At 54.6% G+C, this 14,300-nt stretch carries 13 protein-coding genes; 7 read left to right on the top strand and 6 right to left on the bottom strand.

Going from position 1 to position 14,300, the window contains the following annotated elements:
• Nucleotides 1-8 precede the first annotated feature (8 nt).
• From C3F35_RS03750 to rmf, 5 genes are all read left to right on the top strand, one after another.
• Entirely contained in the window at nt 9-1,916 is a 1,908-nt protein-coding gene (locus C3F35_RS03750) for an ABC transporter ATP-binding protein (RefSeq protein WP_032617392.1), read from the top strand.
• Nucleotides 1,917-1,934: 18 nt separating this feature from the next.
• Nucleotides 1,935-3,188: a membrane integrity-associated transporter subunit PqiA gene (gene pqiA, locus C3F35_RS03745; protein ID WP_059308347.1), complete on the top strand. Its 1,254-nt coding sequence runs from the start codon at nt 1,935-1,937 to the stop codon at nt 3,186-3,188.
• A 4-nt stretch (nt 3,189-3,192) separates the two neighbouring features.
• On the top strand, nt 3,193-4,830 hold the full coding sequence (pqiB, locus tag C3F35_RS03740; protein WP_032617484.1) for an intermembrane transport protein PqiB: 1,638 nt from the start codon (nt 3,193-3,195) through the stop codon (nt 4,828-4,830).
• Nucleotides 4,830-5,393 carry a membrane integrity-associated transporter subunit PqiC gene (pqiC, locus tag C3F35_RS03735; RefSeq protein ID WP_103792013.1) on the top strand — a complete coding sequence of 188 codons (564 nt, stop codon included), beginning with the start codon at nt 4,830-4,832 and terminating at the stop codon, nt 5,391-5,393. Before pqiB ends, pqiC begins: the two co-directional genes overlap by 1 nt.
• 254 nt (nt 5,394-5,647) lie before the next feature.
• The gene (gene rmf / locus C3F35_RS03730; protein WP_032617397.1) at nt 5,648-5,815 is read left to right on the top strand and encodes a ribosome modulation factor; all 168 of its coding nucleotides are present in this window, start codon (nt 5,648-5,650) and stop codon (nt 5,813-5,815) included.
• 72 nt (nt 5,816-5,887) lie between these two features.
• On the opposite strand, the gene fabA is transcribed toward rmf, so the two are convergent.
• Both fabA and C3F35_RS03720 read right to left on the bottom strand, forming a co-directional pair.
• A complete protein-coding gene (gene fabA, locus C3F35_RS03725; RefSeq protein ID WP_032617398.1) occupies nt 5,888-6,406 on the bottom strand; it encodes a bifunctional 3-hydroxydecanoyl-ACP dehydratase/trans-2-decenoyl-ACP isomerase in 519 nt (172 codons plus the stop codon).
• A gap of 68 nt (nt 6,407-6,474) precedes the next feature.
• Nucleotides 6,475-8,235: an AAA family ATPase gene (locus C3F35_RS03720; RefSeq protein WP_103792014.1), complete on the bottom strand. Its 1,761-nt coding sequence runs from the start codon at nt 8,233-8,235 to the stop codon at nt 6,475-6,477.
• A gap of 186 nt (nt 8,236-8,421) precedes the next feature.
• Here C3F35_RS03720 and matP point away from each other — a divergent pair, with 186 nt between their 5' ends.
• Nucleotides 8,422-8,877 carry a macrodomain Ter protein MatP gene (gene matP / locus C3F35_RS03715; protein ID WP_032617400.1) on the top strand — a complete coding sequence of 152 codons (456 nt, stop codon included), beginning with the start codon at nt 8,422-8,424 and terminating at the stop codon, nt 8,875-8,877.
• Nucleotides 8,878-8,943: 66 nt separating this feature from the next.
• Here the strand turns inward: matP and ompA are convergent, their stop codons facing one another.
• Nucleotides 8,944-9,999 (bottom strand): porin OmpA, encoded by a 1,056-nt coding sequence (gene ompA / locus C3F35_RS03710; protein ID WP_103792031.1) that lies wholly within the window; start codon nt 9,997-9,999, stop codon nt 8,944-8,946.
• 354 nt (nt 10,000-10,353) lie between these two features.
• On the bottom strand, nt 10,354-10,863 hold the full coding sequence (gene sulA / locus C3F35_RS03705) for an SOS-induced cell division inhibitor SulA (RefSeq protein WP_032617403.1): 510 nt from the start codon (nt 10,861-10,863) through the stop codon (nt 10,354-10,356).
• 217 nt (nt 10,864-11,080) lie between these two features.
• Here sulA and C3F35_RS03700 point away from each other — a divergent pair, with 217 nt between their 5' ends.
• Nucleotides 11,081-11,707 carry a TfoX/Sxy family DNA transformation protein gene (locus tag C3F35_RS03700; protein WP_059308343.1) on the top strand — a complete coding sequence of 209 codons (627 nt, stop codon included), beginning with the start codon at nt 11,081-11,083 and terminating at the stop codon, nt 11,705-11,707.
• On the opposite strand, the gene yccS is transcribed toward C3F35_RS03700, so the two are convergent.
• Complete coding sequence (gene yccS, locus C3F35_RS03695; RefSeq protein ID WP_103792015.1) at nt 11,692-13,827, bottom strand: YccS family putative transporter; 2,136 nt, start codon at nt 13,825-13,827, stop codon at nt 11,692-11,694. The genes C3F35_RS03700 and yccS overlap by 16 nt on opposite strands.
• Nucleotides 13,828-13,845: 18 nt before the next feature.
• Entirely contained in the window at nt 13,846-14,292 is a 447-nt protein-coding gene (locus C3F35_RS03690; protein ID WP_032617407.1) for a YccF domain-containing protein, read from the bottom strand.
• Nucleotides 14,293-14,300: the final 8 nt, after the last annotated feature.

The following is a 14,300-nucleotide window of genomic DNA, read 5'->3' as shown; positions in this document are numbered from 1 at the left end:
AAAAGTAAATGTCATTAATTAGTATGCATGGCGCGTGGCTGTCCTTCAGCGACGCACCGCTTCTCGATAATGCAGAGCTGCATATCGAAGATAACGAACGTGTCTGTCTGGTAGGCCGTAACGGCGCAGGTAAATCGACCCTGATGAAGATCCTGAACCGTGAGCAGGGTCTGGATGACGGACGTATCGTGTACGAGCAGGACCTGGTGGTGGCGCGTCTGCAACAGGATCCGCCGCGTAACGTGCAGGGTAGTGTCTATGATTTTGTGGCCGAGGGGATCGCCGAGCAGGCGGAATACCTGAAAGGTTACCACGAGATCTCGCACCTGGTGATGACCGACCCGAGCACCAAAAACCTCAACGAGATGGCGCGTTTGCAGGAACTGCTGGATCACCATGGTCTGTGGCAGCTGGAAAACCGTATCAACGAAGTACTGGCCCAGTTAGGGCTGGAAGCGGATATGCCGCTGGCCTCTCTCTCCGGCGGCTGGCTGCGTAAGGCTGCGCTGGGCCGGGCGCTGGTCAGCGGGCCGAAAGTGCTGCTGCTTGATGAACCGACTAACCACCTCGATATTGAAACCATCGACTGGCTGGAAGGGTTCCTGAAAACCTTCGGCGGCACCATTATCTTTATTTCACATGACCGTTCGTTTATTCGCAACATGGCAACCCGCATTGTCGATCTCGACCGCGGTAAGCTGGTGACCTATCCTGGCGATTACGATACCTATCTGCTGGAAAAAGAGGAAAACCTGCGGGTGGAAGAGCTGCAAAACGCTGAATTCGACCGCAAGCTGGCTCAGGAAGAGGTATGGATCCGTCAGGGCATCAAAGCCCGTCGTACCCGTAACGAAGGCCGCGTCCGCGCCCTGAAAGCGATGCGCCGTGAGCGCAGCGAACGACGTGAAGTAATGGGCAGCGCGAAAATGCAGGTCGAAGAGGCGAGCCGCTCAGGCAAAATCGTCTTTGAGATGGAAAATGTCAACTACCAGGTAGACGGCAAAGTGCTGGTGAAGGACTTTTCTGCCCAGGTCCAGCGCGGGGATAAAATTGCTCTCATCGGCCCGAACGGCTGTGGCAAGACGACCCTGCTGAAGCTGATGCTGGAACAACTGAAGGCCGACAGCGGCCGCATCCATTGCGGGACCAAGCTGGAAGTGGCTTACTTCGACCAGCACCGTGCCGAACTGGACCCGGACAAAACGGTCATGGACAACCTCGCAGAAGGTAAGCAGGAAGTGATGGTAAACGGGAAACCGCGTCACGTGCTGGGCTATCTGCAGGACTTCCTGTTCCATCCTAAACGGGCGATGACCCCGGTTCGTGCTCTCTCCGGTGGGGAGCGTAACCGTCTGTTACTGGCGCGTCTGTTCCTGAAACCCAGCAACCTGCTGATTCTCGATGAACCGACAAACGATCTTGATGTGGAAACGCTGGAACTTCTTGAAGAACTGATTGATAGTTATCAGGGAACGGTAATGCTGGTCAGCCACGATCGTCAGTTCGTGGACAATACCGTTACCGAATGCTGGATCTTCGAAGGGCAGGGTCGTATCGGACGCTACGTGGGCGGCTACCATGATGCCCGTGGCCAGCAGGCGCAGTCGCTGGCGACGAAACAGTCAAAAGTAAAGAGCGAAGCGGACGTTGCGGTAACCAAAGCAGAAACGGTCAAACGTGGCAGTAATAAATTAAGCTATAACCTGCAGCGCGAACTCGAAGGCTTGCCGCAGCGTCTGGAAGAGCTGGAAGCCAGTCTGGAAAGTTTGCAGGCTCAGGTGGCCGACGCGTCATTCTTTAGCCAGCCGCATGACCATACGCAAAAAGTTCTTGCCGATATGGCCCAGGCTGAGCAGGCGCTGGAAGAGGCATTTGAACGCTGGGAATATCTTGAGGCTCTGAAAAACGGCGCATAAGTGAAACATGGAGCCAGTATGTGTGAACATCACCATGCCGATCGGCATATTTTATGCTCCCAGTGCGATATGCTCGTGGCGCTACCCGCGCTCGAGCATGGACACAAAGCGGCATGCCCGCGGTGCGGGACAACGCTGACAACGAAGTGGGACGCGCCGCGGCAGCGTCCCACTGCTTATGCTATTGCTGCGCTGTTCATGCTGCTTCTGTCCAACCTGTTTCCCTTTATCAACATGAAAGTGAGTGGTATCACCAGCGAAGTGCATTTGCTGGATATACCCGGTGTTATGTTCTCGGAAGATTACGCCAGTCTGGGCACTTTCTTTATGCTTTTCGTCCAGATCGTGCCAGCGTTTTGCCTGGTGGTGATTTTGCTGCTGGTGAACCGCGTGCAGATACCCAGGGCACTGAAAATCAGGCTGGCGCGGATCCTGTTCCAGTTAAAAAGCTGGGGGATGGCGGAGATTTTTCTTGCCGGGATCCTGGTGAGCTTTGTCAAACTGATGGCCTACGGCGACGTGGGCGTTGGCAGCAGCTTTATTCCCTGGTGTCTCTATTGCGTCCTGCAACTGCGCGCGTTTCAGTGTGTTGACCGCCGCTGGGCCTGGGACGATATCGCCCCGGCGCCCGTGCTGTCGCAAAAGCTAAAGGTCGGTGTGCCGGGTATCCAACAGAATCTTCGTCTGTGTCCCTGCTGTACGGCGATCCTCCCCGTTGACCAGGAAATCTGTCCACGTTGCGAAACAAAAGGGCATGTGCGGCGCAAAAACAGTCTCCAGTGGACGATGGCGCTGCTCGTCACTTCGATCATGCTCTATTTCCCTGCCAACATCCTGCCGATTATGATCACCGATCTGCTGGGCGATAAAATGCCCTCCACCATCATGGCCGGGGTGGTTTTGCTGTGGGGCGAGGGGTCTTATCCCGTGGCGTTGGTGATTTTTATCGCCAGTATTATGGTTCCTACGCTCAAAATGATTGCGATTGCCTGGCTCTGTTGGGATGCCAAAGGACACGGCAAGCGGGATAGCGAGCGGATGCATTTGATTTATGAAGTCGTCGAGTTTGTTGGACGTTGGTCAATGATTGACGTCTTCGTGATTGCCGTTCTGTCTGCCCTGGTGCGGATAGGCGGGTTAATGAGTATTTACCCTGCAATTGGGGCGCTGATGTTTGCACTGGTCGTGATTATGACCATGTTTGCGGCCATGACCTTCGATCCGCGTTTATCGTGGGATCGTGAGTCAGAACTGAGCCATGAGGATGAATAAAAGCATGGAAAATAAGAGTGGAGAGGCAAAAGTCCAGAAGGTCAAAAACTGGTCACCGGTGTGGATCTTCCCCATTGTGACCGCGCTGATCGGTGCCTGGATCCTGTTTTATCATTACAGCCATCAAGGCCCGGTTGTCACGCTGATCACCACCAACGCCGAAGGAATTGAGGGCGGTAAAACGACCATCAAGAGCCGCAGCGTAGATGTAGGGGTGGTCGAGAGCGCGACCCTGACCGACGACCTGACGCACGTAGAAATTACCGCCCGCCTCAATGCCGGTATGGAAAAGCTGCTGCATGGCGACTCGGTGTTTTGGGTGGTGAAACCACAGGTGGGTCGCGAAGGAATTAGCGGTCTGGGAACCCTGTTATCCGGGGCCTACATCGAACTGCAGCCGGGGAAAAAAGGTGCTCAACCGGAGCAGTATCAATTGCTGGACTCTCCGCCGCTGGCGCCGCCGGATGCGAAGGGGATCCGCGTGATCCTCGACAGTAAAAAAGCCGGTCAGCTCAGTCCGGGCGATCCGGTGCTGTTCCGCGGTTATCGGGTCGGTTCTGTTGAAACCAGTACTTTTGACACACAAAAGCGCACCATCAGCTATCAGCTGTTTATCAACGCGCCGAACGATCGTCTGGTCACGGGCAACGTGCGCTTCTGGAAAGACAGCGGCATCGCCGTTGACTTAACCTCCGCAGGCATGCGCGTCGAGATGGGTTCCCTCTCCACGCTGTTTGGCGGCGGCGTGAGCTTTGACGTGCCGGAAGGAATGGATCAGGGACAGCCCGTGGCGCAGAAAACCGCGTTCAGACTGTATGACGATCAGAAGAGCATTCAGGATTCGCTTTATACCGACCACATCGACTACCTGATGTTCTTCAAAGATTCCGTTCGTGGCCTGCAGCCGGGCGCGCCGGTTGAGTTCCGTGGCATCCGCCTTGGCACCGTCGGCAAAGTGCCGTTCTTTGCGCCGGGGATGCGTCAGGTGCTGGATGACGATTACCGTATTCCGGTGCTGATCCGCATTGAACCGGAGCGTCTGATTAATCAGGTTGGCGATACGCCTGACATCGCTCAGCATATCGACGGATTGATGAAGCGCGGCCTGCGCGGCTCGCTCAAAACCGGTAACCTGGTGACGGGCGCGCTATACGTGGATATGGACTTCTTCCCGAAAGAGCCGCCGGTAAAAGCGATCCGCGAGTTTGGGGGCTACAAAATCATCCCAACCGTGAGCAGTGGACTGGCGCAGATCCAACAGCGTTTGATGGAAACGCTCGACAAGATCAACAGTCTGCCGCTCAATCCGATGATTCAACAGGCCACCAATACGCTTAGCGAGAGCCAGGCGACAATGCGTCGTCTGCAAACCACGCTGGATAACCTTAACAAGCTGACCGCCAGCCAGTCGATGCAGCAGTTGCCGCAGGACATGCAGAAAACGCTGCGTGAGCTGAACCGCAGTATGCAGGGCTTCCAGCCGGGTTCAGCGGCGTACAACAAGATGGTGGCGGATATGCAGCGCCTCGATCAGGTTCTGCGTGAACTGCAGCCGGTACTGAAGACGCTGAATACGAAGAGCAACGCGCTGGTATTCGAAGCGAAAGACAAAAAGGACCCTGAGCCGAAGGGGGCTAAATAATGAAAAAATGGCTAATGATTACCGCAGTGGCGCTTCTGACCGCCTGTAGCTCATCAGAGAACAAGAGCTATTACCAACTGCCTGTCGCAGCGCAAGCGGGTGGGCAAAGTATCGCCAGTCAGGGGAACCGCCTGCTGTGGGTAGAGCAGGTGGCCGTCCCGGATTACCTGGCCGGTAATGGCGTGGTATATCAAACCAGCGATGTGCAGTATGTCATCGCCAATAACAACCTGTGGGCCAGCCCGTTGGACCAGCAACTGCGTAACACGCTGGTCGCTAATCTCGGTAGCCAGCTGCCGGGATGGGTGGTGGCCTCGCAGCCGTTAGGAAGCGACCAGGATACGCTGAACGTCAACGTGACTAACTTCCATGGTCGCTATGATGGCAGGGTGATTGTCAGCGGGGAATGGTTGCTGAACCATCAGGGTCAGTTGATTAAGCGACCTTTCCATCTTGAGTTGAAGCAGCAAAAAGATGGCTACGATGAGATGGTGAAAGTGCTGGCACAAGGGTGGACGCAGGAGTCCGCGAGCATTGCCAGAGAGATTTCCCGACTGCCATAAGTAAAATTCATCGCACCAGGCCGCAGTTAGCGTCACGCTAATTGCGGCTTTTTTTTGGTTTATGCTCAGGCCTTTACTTGTGCCGCATCACACTTTTTGTACAAATGATCTTTTGAGTTGGTCACAAATATGACACTGGCGTGAATTTTGCGCATTGACGATCAACGCTAATCAGGGTATTCGTTATCTGTGGTTGCACGTTTTGTAATCACTGTTTTCTTTTCCACCAGATCAAATAATGAGGGAAACGAGGCATGAAGAGACAGAAACGAGATCGCCTTGAAAGGGCTCATCAACGTGGTTATCAGGCTGGCATCGCCGGACGTTCTAAAGAAATGTGTCCCTATCAGACCATCAATCAAAGGTCGCAATGGTTAGGGGGCTGGCGAGAAGCCATCGGAGACAGGGCAGTACTTGCTTGATAGCGTCTCTTTAAAAAAGAAACCTCCGCAGTGCGGAGGTTTCGCCGTTTTATGCTTCGGTAAAAGCAAAAATCAGAATGCGGAAGTATCCTGGAACAGACCCACTTTCAGGTCATTCGCGGTGTAGATCAGACGACCGTCGACCAGTACTTCGCCATCCGCCAGGCCCATGATCAGGCGACGGTTAACAATGCGTTTGAAGTGGATACGGTAGGTGACTTTTTTCGCGGTCGGCAGAACCTGACCGGTGAATTTCACTTCGCCAACGCCCAGGGCGCGGCCTTTGCCTTCGCCACCCAGCCAGCCGAGGTAGAAACCAACCAGCTGCCACATTGCGTCCAGACCCAGGCAGCCTGGCATCACCGGATCGCCAATAAAGTGGCAACCAAAGAACCACAGGTCCGGGTTGATATCAAGCTCTGCTTCTACGTAACCCTTATCGAAGTTGCCGCCGGTTTCCGTCATCTTAACGACACGGTCCATCATCAGCATGTTCGGGGCCGGTAACTGCGGGCCTTTTTCGCCAAACAGTTCACCGCGACCAGAGGCAAGAAGATCTTCTTTTGTATAGGATTCGCGTTTATCTACCATGTTCTCAGTATGCCTTATTTTAGTGAAGGACGCAGGATAGCTAACACGTGTACGCTGAACAAGTCCGATCAGTTCGGCGTGAACCAGTTCAACCAGCGTAACGGCCAGGGATAACGATGCCGTGCTTCCTGTTGTGTTGCCTGCGCAATACGTTCCTGGATGGTGTTCATTAACGTCGTCTGCCCTTCAGCATCCCACTCCAGGTTTGTCAGTAAGGGTAGCGCATCTGCAATGTCTTCGATGGCCCAGAGACTGAATTGTTCCTCTTCTACCGCGGTCAGCAGCGCCTGACTGAGGCTGAGATGACGCACGTTCGGCAGTGGAATAATAACGCCCTGTTTACCGTTCAGGCCGCGTTGCTGGCAAACGTTAAAGAAGCCTTCGATCTTCTCATTCAGACCACCGACCGGCTGCGCACGACCAAACTGATCCACCGAACCGGTGATGGCAATGCTCTGATTCACCGGCACATCGGCAAGGGCACTGATTAATGCGCACAGTTCTGCCATTGAAGCGCTGTCGCCATCGACTTCACTGTAGGATTGCTCGAAAGTCAGCGAGGCGGTGAAGGGGATCTGCTGCTCAAGCTGCAGTTCCGACATCAGATAAGCCTGCATGATCATCATGCCTTTGGCATGAATGTTCCCGCCCAGCTCGGCTTTACGTTCCACATCGATAAACTCACCGTCACCAATGTGTACCACGCAGCTGATACGAGACGGCTCGCCAAAGGCGCGCGGATGGCCCGGGAACTCGATCACCGACAGGGCATTGATCTGTCCGACGCGTTCACCTTCCGTTTCGACCAGGATTTGCTCAAGCAGGATCTCATCCTGCATGCGATCGGCCAGGTAGCCTTCGCGCCACTCTCGCTGCAACAGCATCTGGGAGAGCTGTTCGCCGGTAATAGTGTCGTCATCAGTCATGGCCGCAGCTTCACGCAGCTGCTTGCCAAGCCAGAGCGGGCAAAGCGGCAGGGTCTCCTGATCGCCGGTGTAGCGAACCGCCTCGCGGATCAGCACGGGCCAGGCATCGGCTGCCGGGGTAGGCAATTGCGCACGTTCGCAAACGGCAAGCACCCACTGGAGCCATTGCTGCATATCTTCGGCATCGGCGATCTGTGTGCTGTCTTCAAACTCGCTGTACACCACCTGGTCGGCCAGCTCGGGTTCCATCTCCTGGAAATCAGCCAGCGCTTCGCGATCGCCAATCAACACCACTTTCAGGGAGAGCGGCATAGAAGGCACGGCAACCGGAAGAGGGCGAGACTCATCCCAGGTCACCCAGTCAAAGCGCTGCTGGTTAACGCTGTTTTTCAGACGCATCCACAGCAGCGGCTGGGCCAGCAGCGTGCGCAGAGAGATGAGCAGCACGCCGCCATTGGCCTGATGGACCAGACCGGGATGCAGGGTTATTTCGCCATTGAACTGACGCAGGCAGCCGAACAGCTGTTCTGCTTCTGTCCAGCCCGCCGGAACGATATTGCCTGTGACCGCAAAACGGCCATCGGGTACGGTGGCGGGTTCAAAGGTGACGCTGTGGCCGCTGATGCTGTATTCACCCCCAAAGACCGTCCCGGTTTCTGGTTGCAGCTGCCGCATGGCATCCGCCAGAAGACTCAGGTACTCCGCTTCGTCTGGCGCTTTCAACAACATGAACGGTGAGGTTGCCCACGGGCTTAACACCTGCTCCAGTGCGTAATGCAAACGGGGCTGTGTGTCACTGAGGATGTATTCGTGTTCTTTCGCGAGATCTGGCTGTGCAAACAGTTCCTGATAGCTATCGGTATGAGGAACGAGGTCACGCCATGCAAGTTTCGTAATGGTCAAAGTTGATGTTTTTTAGTCAGAAGTAAAACGATGGAGTATACCGTAAGGTGCAGGCTCTGCCCATGAGGGAATGGGCGTTTCAAGAGATGAATGCATCACCGCGTGTCACAGGATATGATTTCTTTTCAGCAGATTGCCAAAAAACTGATATTCTGAACAGAGTTACACGGTCACACTGAGATCGCGATGAAATACCAACAACTGGAAAATCTCGAAAGCGGCTGGAAATGGAAGTATCTGGTCAAAAAACACCGTGAAGGGGAATTGATCACGTGCTACCTCGAAGCCAGTGCCGCAAAAGAAGCTGTGAATTTATTGCTGACCCTCGAAAATGAACCCATTCTGGTCAACGGCTGGATAGATAAACACATCAATCCGGCGCTACTGAACCGCATGAAGCAGACCATCCGCGCGCGGCGGAAACGGCATTTTAATGCCGAGCACCAGCATACGCGGAAGAAGTCGATCGATCTGGAGTTTATGGTCTGGCAACGGCTGGCCGGGCTAGCCCAGCGCCGCGGTAAAACCCTGTCAGAAACGATCGTGCAACTGATCGAAGATGCGGAACATAAAGAGAAGTACGCCAGTCAGATGTCGACCCTGAAAACCGATCTCAAGGCGTTGCTGGCTGGTAAGAAGTAGCGTTTACCTTTTCTTCAGGCAATAAAAAACCCCGCAACATGGCGGGGTTTTTTGTCAGACGATAACTTATGCCGCTGGCTGAGTTACAACGTCTTTGATGCCTTTAACTTCGATCTCTACGCGACGATCTGGAGCCAGGCAGTCGATCAGTGCAGCGCGAGCTTTCACGTTGTCACAGGTAGAACCGGTAACTGGGTTAGATTCGCCCATACCACGTGGGGAGATCTTGTTAGCCGGGATACCTTTAGAGATCAGGTAGTCAACAACGGACTGAGCACGTTTCTCGGACAGACCCTGGTTGTAAGCGTCAGAACCGATACGGTCGGTGTAACCCAGAACAACTACGGAACCATCTTTAGGATCCAGGTTGCTCAGCTGGGTGTACAGCTGATCCAGTGCCTGCTGACCTTCTGGTTTCAGGGTAGCTTTGTTGAAGTTGAACAGAACGTCAGACTTCAGAGTGAAGTGCTTGGTCTGTACTTCTGGAGCTGGTGCTGGCGCTGGAGCAACGATTGGCGCTGCTTCTTCCTGCTGGCCGAAACGGTAGGAAACACCTACGCTCAGCATGCCGTTGTCTGGACGAACACCAACGGTGTTGCCGTCGCCGATGTTGTTAACCCACTGGTATTCCAGACGGGTAGCAACGTCACGGGTCATTGCCCACTCAACGCCACCTGCGAATACTGGAGAAACGCCAGTGTCATGGTCGTCGCCAGCGATGCTGTTGCTGGAGTCTGCACGCCATACCATGCCGCCCAGACGGGTGTAGATGTCTACAGCGTCATTTACTGGGTAGCCCAGTTTAGCAGTCAGCTGAACGCCCTGTGCTTTGAATGCACCGTTAACGTTGTCACCTTTGTAAGGCATGCGGCCCAGCCAGTCGTAGCCCATTTCGAAACCAACGTACGGGTTAACCTGATAACCACCGAACGCGCCTGCGCCCAGCTGGCTTTCGTGAGTTGGGCCGTCGTTGTTCAGAGCATCGTTATACCAGCCAGTGTCATGGAACTGAGACCAGCCCAGTTTGCCACCTGCATACCAGGTATTATCTTTCGGAGCGGCCTGCGCTACGGTAGCGAAACCTGCCAGTGCCACTGCAATCGCGATAGCTGTCTTTTTCATTTTTTGCGCCTCGTTATCATCCAAAAATCGCCATGAGAATCTCAATGAGAGTCACGGTTAAATCCTTCACCGGGGGGCGGGGACAAAGAGTAAAGCTACCGATATCTTCGGTTTAGGCCGAGCACCCCTGGCGATGTAAAGTCTACAACGTACCTGAAAACTTACAAGTGTGAACTCCGTCAGGCATATGAAAAAAAAAGTTTTATATACACAATATTTAACATTTCTGGCGAAGTTTTGGGCGTGCTAAACTGGAGGAAGCCGCGGCAGACAAGACTTGTCGCGGCTTTTAGAAGGGGAACCAATGGCGTACAGCGCGTGCAAAAAAAATTCCAGGAAAACTCTTATTTTTACTTAGTGATACAAATTTGAGTGAATTTTTAGCCCAGAAAGGTGTCCGTTGCCGTGAGCGTTCATCCTGACGGGACGCATAATGAAGCCGAGTGCATTCCCTTCTTCGGCCGCTTCGGCCAGTCGATATTGTTCCGTTTCGGTTAGCTCTTCCGTAAACCAGCCAATCACTACGCTGTAATTCCCGGTACGCAGCGCTCTCACCATGGATTCTACAGTATGGCAGGGATCCATCTGGCTAACCTGCATCACTTTGGTAAGTGGTAAACCTGCGGATTGCACCCATTCCCGACTTAATTTCTGCTGCGGCGTGAGCCACAGCTGCCAGCGAGACTGCTGACCAAGCTGCTGTAACAGGGGCAGCAATAACAGCTGCGTCATCATGGGCTGGTCTTCACGGTAAAGCACTTCACTAATCAGCCCGGTGGTCATATAAGCAGCGGAACTCCGTGCACTTTTGCCGGCAGAAGAAGAGAAAGTTGTTGAACGGTTTGCATAGCCTGAAGAGTACATAATCTATCCAGCCCTGTAGTTACTGTATGGATATACAGTAACCCCTGTACGTCTAAAGATCAACTTCATTTTCGGAAAGCGCCTCGCAAATTTGGTTTGTTATTGAGGCGTATTGAAAAATCATCTTGCCGTTCAATCATAAGTTACCTATTTTTTGGCTAACGGATCCGTTAACAAATGACTGCACCATTACTCCATGATTTAAAAGGGAAATATCATGAAAAAGTTATCCTACGAGCGGATCTATCAATCCACGAAATATCTTTCACCCCTCGGAGAGGTCCAGCATCGCGCCCTGTTTGGCGGATACACATTGGCGGTGGATGACGCAGTCTTTGCGATGGTGTCAGATGGGGAGTTGTACCTGCGTGCCTGTGAAGAGAGCGCACCGTATTGCGCCAAAAATACCACCTCTTATCTGACGCTGATGAAGCGGGGGCGCGCGGTATTGCTGAATTATTACCGTGTCGATGAGGCGCTCTGGCAGGATCAGAATAAGCTTTTACAGCTCTCTTCACTTGCACTTGAAGCCGCGCGGCGGGAACGTCGCGAGCGGTACAAACGCGACAGGCTGAAAGATTTACCCAATCTCAATTTTCAGCTTGAGATTCTGCTGAATGAGGCGGGCATCACCAACGAAGCAGCATTACGCGCCCTCGGTGCTGAGCAGAGCTGGCTAAAGATCAGAGCGCTTAACAAGCACCTGAGTTACAAAGTGCTGTTTGCGCTAGAGGGGGCAATAGTGGGGCTGCATGAAGCAGCGCTCCCGGAGCTCAGGCGCCGGGAGCTGGTGGAGTGGTACAAAACGCTACCGGTAGAGAACAGTCCTCACTCCGGCAGTTGATTCACGTGCTGCTGTAAACGACAAATTTCTGGCAGCAACGCAATAAGCAGACCGATTTGCTGCAGCACTAACGGCGCTTTGGTCTCGGTACCCGGTTCAATATGCGAAATGCGTTGCGCCAGTTCGGACAGGGCCTGCTGAACACGAGGCTCATCCGCCGGGCGTTGATGAAGCGCATCATCGACATAGCAAACGGCGTCATCCAGCAACGCCAGGATGGCCGGGCTGGTCAGCCGCTCACGGTGTGCGCCCAGCGCCGAGATGTAGCTGGTAAAAGTATGGTTCAGGCACAACAGGCGGAATGCGACTTCACGTGTTTCCGCCGTCGCCCGCGGCTCCGTGGACATGTTCGAGACCACCGACGCCAGCTCCGCATCGCGGTTGTGCGCATCGCGCCGGGCGATGCGATACGCCAGTCGGTTATCCCGGCCCTGATGATACTGCTCAAGGATGGCATCCAGATACCGGCAGTTAGCGTTCATCGCCTGATCCAGCACGCGGGGTAGGTTACGGAAGCGCCAGTCTGGCCAGATAAAGCTCACCGCGGCCCAGGCAATGGCGCAGCCAATGAGGGTATCGATGATGCGCGGCAGCGCCACTTCAAAGCCTTCCCCGAGCAGGTTGAAACAGAGCAGAACCAGCAGGGTTATGAACATAGTCGCATGCGCGTACTGCACATTGCGAAACGCAAAAAACAGCACCCCGGTGATCACAATTAAGATCAGTTGGCCTTCCACCGACGGGACAAAGTAAAGAATCGGCAATCCGATGGCGACCCCCACCAGCGTACCGAGAATACGCAGCGCCAGCCGGTGGCGGGTGGCGTTGTAGTTGGGCTGGCAGACAAACAGGCTGGTCAGCAAAATCCAGTAGCCATGGTCAAGCCCGGTCACCTGTATAAAGGCATAGCCAATACAGAGCACCACCGACATCCTGACGGCGTGGCGAAACAGTGCCGATTCCGGTGAAAAGTTGCGGCTTAAGCGCAGCCACATATCGCTAAAACCGTTAAGACTGTCGTCGGCAAGCTGGTTTTCGACATCGTTACCGGGCATCGCCTGAGCCTGCCCGGATTCGATAGTGGCGAGCTGGGCATCAATGGCGCGCAGGTTGCTCAACAGAAAACCCAGCGCTTTCATTTGTTCGGCAGAGGTCCCGCTGGCCTGAACGCGATCGAGCGCTGCATCCAGGTGCGTGAAGGCCCGCTCAAAACGCGGATCGTGCTGATAGGGGGTGCGCAGCAGGATGGAGCGTGACAACTGCTGGCAGGCCTGCGCCTGCATAAAGAGCAGCCGCTGGAAGCGAAACATGACGTCGCTATAGCGAAACTTCTCGCGCAAGGTGGCGTACTGAATATGTGATGAACTGGCACGCTCATGGATATCCTGCGCCACAAAATAGTAGTGCAGGGTGCGGCGGGTGCCACGCTGGCCGCGATCGCCGCGCAAGCGGGTAAGCAGAGAGGCTTTGGTCTGGTTTAACGTGGTCACCAGCTGACCGTTCGCCAGCGCCAGATCGTACAGCGGTGCCTGGCCGTCATCTTCAATATCCGGGTCGAAGAGGCGGGATTTTAGCTCCAGGTAATGCGCCAGCTGCTCATAGCTACGGGTAAGATTGTCCTGCAACGGGCGAATAGGAAAGATGAGATGCCCGGCAAGAGTGAGCAGGTTATACCAGACCGCCCCCAGCAACAGCAGAACCGGTTGCTGATACCACTGGTCGTAAAGTGACACTCCCAGCATGGTATAGATAGCAATCAACAGAGCGCCAAAGGCGATGGTGGCGTAGCGCTGGCCCAGCCCGCCCAGCAGAATAAAGACGCTGGTGGAAAGCGTCAGTCCGATGGCGAAAAGCCATGGCCACGGGAAGAGCAGCTCCACCGACGCCGAGGCGATAAAAAAGCAGATCAGCGTGATGACCAGATTGCGCAGCCGACCGGCGAGACGGTCATCCAGATCGGCCAGCGCCCCGGCCACAACGCCCAGCGTCAGCGGAATGGTCAGCTTCACATCCCCCAGCCACCAGGGCAGGGCGGTGCTGCCACAGAGGGCAATAAAGATTCTGGCGTTATACAGCCAGGCGCTGTTGAGGGTGTAGCGGCGAAGCAGCGGGCTTAGCATAAGCGCACGGGATCCTTGTTACGGAAAACGACGGCGGGCGTTGGCCTCACGCGCAGCACGGGCAACCTCCACCGGGACGACCCGGCGTCCGACAGGCCACAGCGCAATGGCGGCAATTTTGAAATTGGCGATCCCGACAGGGATGCCGATAATCGTAATGCACTGCGCGATCCCCGCCACAATATGCATCAAACACAGCCACCAGCCGAAAAAGATCAGCCACAGAATATTGAGCAGCGTTCCTCCGGTATTCATGAGCGCGTTTTTGCTGCCAGGTTCCAGCTCATCCACATGGACCGCTTCATTACCGAACGGGACCAGCGAAAGTTTGGTGATCTCCCAGCAGGAACGCGTCAGCGGCAGGGTGAAGATCAGGACCACGCTGACCAGGGTTGCCAGCAGCCAGGAGAGCGTAGTGGCAAACCCACCCAGGACAAAATTCAAAATATTCAGAACGGTACGCATAAAACCTC

This window comes from Leclercia sp. LSNIH3 (assembly GCF_002935105.1).
In the GTDB taxonomy this organism is placed as follows: Bacteria; Pseudomonadota; Gammaproteobacteria; order Enterobacterales; family Enterobacteriaceae; genus Enterobacter; species Enterobacter adecarboxylatus.
The sequence above is the reverse complement of the archived record's forward strand: the minus strand, read 5'-3'. Positions and strand labels throughout refer to the sequence as shown.

Excerpts from the sequence above, each read along its gene's own strand:
- C3F35_RS03750 (WP_032617392.1), top strand. The coding sequence starts at position 9 with ATGTCATTAATTAGTATGCATGGCGCGTGGCTGTCCTTCAGCGACGCA.
- pqiA (WP_059308347.1), top strand. The coding sequence starts at position 1,935 with ATGTGTGAACATCACCATGCCGATCGGCATATTTTATGCTCCCAGTGC.
- pqiB (WP_032617484.1), top strand. The coding sequence starts at position 3,193 with ATGGAAAATAAGAGTGGAGAGGCAAAAGTCCAGAAGGTCAAAAACTGG.
- pqiC (WP_103792013.1), top strand. The coding sequence starts at position 4,830 with ATGAAAAAATGGCTAATGATTACCGCAGTGGCGCTTCTGACCGCCTGT.
- rmf (WP_032617397.1), top strand. The coding sequence starts at position 5,648 with ATGAAGAGACAGAAACGAGATCGCCTTGAAAGGGCTCATCAACGTGGT.
- fabA (WP_032617398.1), bottom strand. The coding sequence starts at position 6,406 with ATGGTAGATAAACGCGAATCCTATACAAAAGAAGATCTTCTTGCCTCT.
- matP (WP_032617400.1), top strand. The coding sequence starts at position 8,422 with ATGAAATACCAACAACTGGAAAATCTCGAAAGCGGCTGGAAATGGAAG.
- ompA (WP_103792031.1), bottom strand. The coding sequence starts at position 9,999 with ATGAAAAAGACAGCTATCGCGATTGCAGTGGCACTGGCAGGTTTCGCT.
- sulA (WP_032617403.1), bottom strand. The coding sequence starts at position 10,863 with ATGTACTCTTCAGGCTATGCAAACCGTTCAACAACTTTCTCTTCTTCT.
- C3F35_RS03700 (WP_059308343.1), top strand. The coding sequence starts at position 11,081 with ATGAAAAAGTTATCCTACGAGCGGATCTATCAATCCACGAAATATCTT.
- yccS (WP_103792015.1), bottom strand. The coding sequence starts at position 13,827 with ATGCTAAGCCCGCTGCTTCGCCGCTACACCCTCAACAGCGCCTGGCTG.
- C3F35_RS03690 (WP_032617407.1), bottom strand. The coding sequence starts at position 14,292 with ATGCGTACCGTTCTGAATATTTTGAATTTTGTCCTGGGTGGGTTTGCC.